At 33.5% G+C, this 3,994-nt stretch carries 1 protein-coding gene; it reads left to right on the top strand.

Features of this window, described 5'->3' with window-relative positions; translation table 11 throughout:
- The first annotated feature begins 216 nt into the window (after window positions 1-216).
- Window positions 217-1,515, top strand: coding sequence for a DNA (cytosine-5-)-methyltransferase (gene dcm / locus CKF58_RS07720; RefSeq protein WP_119532617.1), 1,299 nt, complete (start codon window positions 217-219; stop codon window positions 1,513-1,515).
- The last annotated feature ends 2,479 nt before the right edge of the window (window positions 1,516-3,994 follow it).

The following is a 3,994-nucleotide window of genomic DNA, read 5'->3' as shown; positions in this document are numbered from 1 at the left end:
TTTTTGGGGTACAGCTCAAAACGAATGTCGGAAAAGTATAAAAAAATCTATATTACTAAAAATTAATCAAAAAAAGTATAGAAATGAAGTTTAGATCCTAAAGTTTCAAGCACCAAACAGTAGTATTACTAGCTACTTATATCTAGATTAGATACGTAACAAATAGGCTGCGTTACAACAAGTAAGCAACCACTTTTATCCTAATTTTATAAAATCATGAAGACAATAAATTTTATTGACTTGTTTGCCGGTATGGGCGGTTTTCGGCTAGGATTTAAACAGGCTGCGCAAGAAAGAGGCATTAAAGCCGAATGCGTCTTTAGCTCAGAAATTAAACCTTATGCTGTCCAAGTCTATCAATCTAACTTCAACCAAGAAATCGTACACGGAGATATTACTCAAATCCCCAGTGCAAGTATTCCTGATTTTGATGTTTTGTTAGGAGGTTTTCCTTGCCAAGCTTTTAGTAATGCTGGTAAACGTCAAGGTTTTGCAGACACTCGAGGTACACTCTTTTTTGAAGTGGAGCGTATTTTACGCGATAAAAAGCCGCAAGCTTTTATCTTGGAAAATGTTGAAGGTCTAGTAAAACATGACTTGCAAGACAAAACTGATAAAATCGGCAGAACTTTATCCATTATCCTTACTAATTTAGCTAGCTTAGGCTATCAAGTCTCTTGGCAAATACTAGACGCAAGTAACTTTGGTATTCCCCAAAGTAGAAAGAGAATTTTTCTGGTTGGTACAAGAAAAACAAAAGTTGATTTAACTAATTTTAAATACACTACCAGTAAGCTTGCTGATGTGTTAGAAACTGGTAAAGCAACTTTACAAAGTGAATTTATTCACTCTTTACTCTCTAAATACAGCTTACCAGAGCTTTATGGTAAGTCTGTTAAAGACAAACGTGGTGGAGCTAATAATATTCACTCTTGGGATCTTGAACTTAAAGGTTCAGTATCCCCCAAACAAGCAGATTTGCTCAAGCAAATTATGAAAGCGCGCCGCAATAAAAAATGGGCAGCTCTCAAAGGTATTCAATGGATGAGCGGTATGCCACTTACGACTAGTGAAATCCGTACTTTCTTTGATGATCCAGATCTAGAAAGTATGCTCGAAGATCTATGCACCAAGAAATACTTAAAACTCGAACATCCTAAAGATCTTGTCGTTTATACCAATAGCCAAGGTAAACAAGTAAGCAAACGAGAATATCGTACCGATCTAGAAAAAGGTTACAACATCGTTACAGGAAAACTAAGTTTTGAGATTAACAAAATTTTAGATCCTAAAGACATTACCCCTACTCTAGTGGCAACTGATCTCGATCGCATTGTTGTCCCTGACAACAATGGCTTAAGATTACTAACTACAGTTGAGCAAAAACGACTTTTTGGCTTTCCTGATGATTATGTCATGGAAGTTAAGCCTAAAGAAATTTTTGATCTTTTTGGCAATACGGTTGCAGTACCGGTAGTTAAAGCTGTAGCTATAAAATTACTCGATACGCTGTAAATTTGTCAAAATTTTACGATTAAGTTGCGGTTACCTAAAAAAAGTACACTGAAAATAAAGTCACTATGCCAGTAAAAACTTTATTATCCCTAACGATAACTTAATAGGTCAGATAATATAACTCAGGTAGTAGACATAGCAGAGCTAGCATATAGATATCACATAGATAACATGAACATTAGTTATCTTAGCTATCCTATCCTGCCTAACTTAACATCTTACCTACTTTCAGGTATAAGTCTATACCTACGATAAATTTTAAAGATGAGCAATTAGTACTAAGTTCTAAGTACTAAATACTAAGCTTAAAGTACTTCCTCTAAATCATTAGATGATTAGACTCATCTTAAAGCATAGAGATTAGGAAAGTTGTCTAAATCATAAAAATTTAGAATCATACTCTCTATGTGAAAATACACTAAGTCATTAGAGTTACTAACTTAGACTAAGTCATTAGAGTTACTAACTTAAACTAAGTCATTAGCGGTTAAAACTATGTACTTAGAGTTAAGTAACTTCTCTCTTTACTTAGAGTATTTATTTTTATCATTCATAGAGTAACGGATAACTCGTTCTCTACACTTTCTCGCCATTAACCATAGCCTACACTCTTGCAAGTAATGAACTCATTACTTCTAAGCCCCACAAACAACCAAGATTTGTAAAAAATCTTCTCGACAATTTTCTACCAAAATCATCTAAGCCCACAAAACTAATTCTTACAACTAGCCTTGCTTTGGGGTAGTGGTATAACTCAGTGCTATTTTACGAATTGTAGCTGTAAAACAACTACCACTCTTAAAAGTAGCAAACAAGCATGTGCTGTAATCCCAAGTGCACAATACTAAAAAAACGTATCAGCACCAATTGAGTATCAAGTCGTATCAAGTCGTATCAATTTGTATAAATCGTTTGTCTATACAAATCAGACTTACATACATATCAACTTTAGGACTAGAAAATCAAACCTAGCTAGTAAGATCTTCTAAGACTACAGCATAAACTATAAAATCCCGCTCCAGCTGTTCATTCTAAACTCTTGTTCATTGTTTGCGCAAAATTTAGTAATTAAGTTTCCGTTAGAGAATTTAGACTTCCCAAACTGGTTAAGAAAATTAAGTTTATAGGTGTTTAATAGGGAAAGGATTATCTTCAGTAAACAATTTAGCTTGACTACTTTTATTCTAAGTACGGTCTTAAGCAAAAGCAGATACACATCATCATTCTGTTTGCCAGCTAAAATTCTAAACTAGGTGTAAAAATTGGTAGCGATTAAAGTACATTTGACTTTTTACAATAAAGGCATAAAGATAACTAGATACCTTAAGCGGTAATTTGCTACTTTTTACCTTAATGCTAAGTTAAATACTTTAAAGTCCATTTTAGACCTGCTAACAGTTTAGGTTTACTAATAGAGCTTTTCTCTCCAAAAAAGCTACTAGCGTTAGATAAGTTAAGACTTTTGATTTCTAAGATTTAAAAGAAAAAATCAAAGAACAAATTTCGCTTAACTTGATTTAACAACCACTAACGACTGTAGATAATCACATGCTTTGTCTGTAAATCTCACCAAAACCTTACCAATGCAACTTAACAACCCATACTAAATTTTTAGGTTTAGTACTTATCGGTTGGGTTAAGGGATTATAAGATTTGGTTAGTAGAAGTTTTACAGGTTATAAACCAGACACTCCCGAGACTTAGGTCGCGAGCTACGCTCAAGCGGATGCTTTGAAATGCCTGTCACTAACAGGGAATTACAGCTAGCATTAAGTTAAGACTAATCTTAGCTAAGAGCTAACCAACTTGCAAAACTGTAAATGAAGAACTTCAAGTTAGAGTTCGAGTTAAAATCTAAACCTAAATCTAGATCTTTATTTAACTCAAATTCAAGTTAGAAGTTTAACTGCTATAAGCTAAAAGTATCTAATCTCAAGGTTTAAACAACCTATGAGCTAAAGGGAGATAATTTCGTTTTTAAGATTAACCTAAGAAGAGAAAATCTTTAATTTGAAATTTAAATCTCATGTGCTAAGCCGAATCATTACGGTTTAGAGTTTACTTTTAGTTCTTCCGAAGAAGCATAGCGATTTACAGGAGGCGAAAAATTTATGTCAGAATGCATCTGAAGTTTTAATATGAGCAACAAAAACAACAGGGATTTCTATGGAAACTCTCGTTTGGAGATGACAATTGTACCGCTCAAGTACTCTCAATTCTTCTTAAGACGAGGCGTTAAAAAAATTATCAGCAGTAAAAACTCTTGTCGCAGCTAAGAACTGCTGCGAATGAAGTTTGAACAGAATTATTTAACGCAGCGTATGCAAGTAAGATCATTGCAGATCTTCCGTTAGTTAAATTTTTCAATCATGCATATACGTAAAAAATATTTGCTATGCAAGAGTGAGAAAAATCTATTTACATTTTACAGAAAATATTTTTACTAATTGTGAACTTTGTTTTTATATCTATTATTAAG

The sequence above is a fragment of the Psittacicella hinzii genome, assembly GCF_003585935.1.
Taxonomy (GTDB): Bacteria; Pseudomonadota; Gammaproteobacteria; order Enterobacterales; family Psittacicellaceae; genus Psittacicella; species Psittacicella hinzii.
This window is presented reverse-complemented; position numbering and strand designations above follow the sequence as displayed.